General features: G+C 69.2%; 1 protein-coding gene. It reads left to right on the forward strand.

Annotated elements, in window-relative coordinates; translation table 11 throughout:
• The coding region (locus IEJ02_RS47670) for a SpnB-like Rossmann fold domain-containing protein (RefSeq protein ID WP_191070488.1) at window positions 1-2402 on the forward strand (2402 nt) is incomplete at both ends.

Raw genomic sequence — 2402 nt, forward strand, 5'->3', positions numbered from 1 at the left:
GGTTGCGGCGGTTAATGGGCCGGATCAGGTGGTGGTCTCCGGTGAGGAGACTGCGGTGGCCCAGGTGGCTGAGCACTGGCGTGGTCTGGGTCGGAAGGTGAAGGGTCTGCGGGTGGGGCATGGGTTCCACTCGGCGTTGATGGAGCCGATGCTGGACGGTTTCCGTCAGGTGCTGGAGGGGCTGTCCTTCACTCCTCCCCGGTTTGCGGTGGTCTCGAATGTGACGGGCCGGCCGGCTGATGCTGAGGAGGTGTGTTCGCCGGAGTATTGGGTGCGTCATGTTCGGCAGACGGTGCTGTTCGGGCCGGGTGTGGAGTGGCTGGCCGAGCACGGTCAGGTGACACGGTTTGTGGAGCTGGGGCCCGATGGCGTTCTGAGCGCCATGGCCCACAACTGCCTCGCCCACCACAACGACCCTGGTTCCGGCGACGAGCCGGAGGTCATCGCGTCCCTGCGCCGGGATCAGCCCGAGGTCAATGCCGTGCTGACCTGTCTGGCACGGCAGTTCACCACCGGCGCGTCTATCGACTGGGCCACCGCGCTCGGTGACAGCAGCGCGCCGGGGACTCACCTGGGCCTGCCCACTTACGCCTTCCAACGGCAGCGCTACTGGCTCGAGGCCCCGCCCCAAACAACCAACGCCACCGACCTCGGCCTGGAAGCCGTCGAACACCCACTGCTCGGAGCCGCTCTGGAGCCACCAGCTGGCGATGGGGTCTTCCTGACGGGGCGCCTGTCGCTGGAGACGCATCCATGGCTGGCTGATCACCGGGTGCTGGGATCGGTGCTGGTGCCGGGAGCGGCACTGGTCGAGTTGGCTCTGAGCGCCGCAGCTCATGTGGGCTGTGACGTGGTGGAGGAGTTCACTCTCCAGGATCCGCTGATCCTTGCGGAGCGGGGTGGCGTCCAGCTTCAGGTTGTGGTCGGTGAGGCAGAAGAGGACGGCCGTCGCAGCGTTCAGGTGCGGTCTCGACCAGATGTGGTCGACGGGGTGTGGAGCTCTCATGCGAGCGGGTTGCTGGCGGCGGGGGAGTCGGCTGCTGCTGGTGGCGGGGTGGTGTTGGAGCAGTGGCCACCGGTGGGCGCTGAGGTGGTGATGTCGGATCCGGAGGGGTTTTATGCCGGGTTCGTTGAGCGTGGGTTTGGCTATGGTCCGTCGTTTCGGGGGTTGGAGGCGGTGTGGCGATGTGGTGAGGAGGTGTTCGCTCAGGTCCGTCTTCCGCAGGAGCGGGTCGGTGAGGCGGAGCGATTCGGAGTGCATCCGGCACTGCTGGATGCCGTTTTGCACGCGGTTGCGTGGGCGGGCCTTGAGCAGCAGCCGGACGCGGAGTCGGCCTCGGGTGCGGCGCGTGTTCCGTTTGCGTGGTCGGGGGTGCGGTTGCATGCCTCGGGTGCGTCGGTGGTGCGGGTGCGGTTGGCCCGGGCCGGGTCGGACGCTGTGGCGTTGGAGGTGGCGGACGCGGCGGGTCAGCCGGTGGTGTCCATCGAGTCGCTGGCTCTGCGGCCGATCTCGGCTGAGCAGCTGCAGGCCGCCCAGACCAGCCGTTACGACTCGCTGTTCCGGCTGGACTGGCAACCTCTGGACTCTCCCCGGGCAGCTGCTGCTGGGGGTTCGTGGGCGGTCATGGGGCCCGACGCCGGGTTGGGTGAGGCGGTGGTCCGTGCGGGCGGGGCTTATGCCCGCTACGCGGACGTATCCGCGTTGATCAGCGCGCTCGATGAGGGCGAGGCGGTACCCGGGACCGTGGTGCTGTCCTGCTCGACGAGCGGTGGTGAGGACGTGGGTGTCGGGGTGCGGGAGTCGCTGTCCGCTGTGCTGTCTTCGGTGCAGCGGTGGCTTGGTGAGGAGCGGTTGGCCGGGTCCCGTCTGGTGGTGGCCACCTGTGGGGCGGTTGCCCCTGGGGTGGGGGAGGACGTTGCTGGTTTGGCGCAGGCTCCGGTGTGGGGCTTGTTGCGGTCGGTGCAGACGGAGAATCCCGGCCGATTCCTTCTGCTGGACCACGACCCCGACCACGAGATCAGCCGCGCTGCGGCGGATGCGGTGGTGCGGGCGCTCGTCGCTGGTGAGGAGTCCCAGCTGGCGGTGCGGGGCGGGACCGTCCTGGTCCCGCGCTTGTCTCGTATGGCTGAGCCCGCGGCCGCCGAGGCGTCTGCGCGGTTGGTCTCTGGTGGGACGGTGTTGGTGACGGGGGCGTCGGGTGTGTTGGCGGGTGTGGTGGCTCGGCATCTGGTGGCTGAGCATGGGGTGGAGCATCTGCTGCTGGCCAGCCGTAGGGGCCCGGACGCACCGGGGGCGGCAGAGTTGGTGGCCGAGCTGGAGGCGGCCGGGGCGTCGGTCACCGTGGCCGCCTGCGATGTGGCCGACCGCGGAGCCGTACGCGAGCTGCTGGCCGCCATTCCGG

The sequence above is a fragment of the Streptomyces sp. 5-10 genome (genome assembly GCF_014712245.1).
Taxonomy (GTDB): Bacteria; Actinomycetota; Actinomycetes; order Streptomycetales; family Streptomycetaceae; genus Streptomyces; species Streptomyces violaceusniger.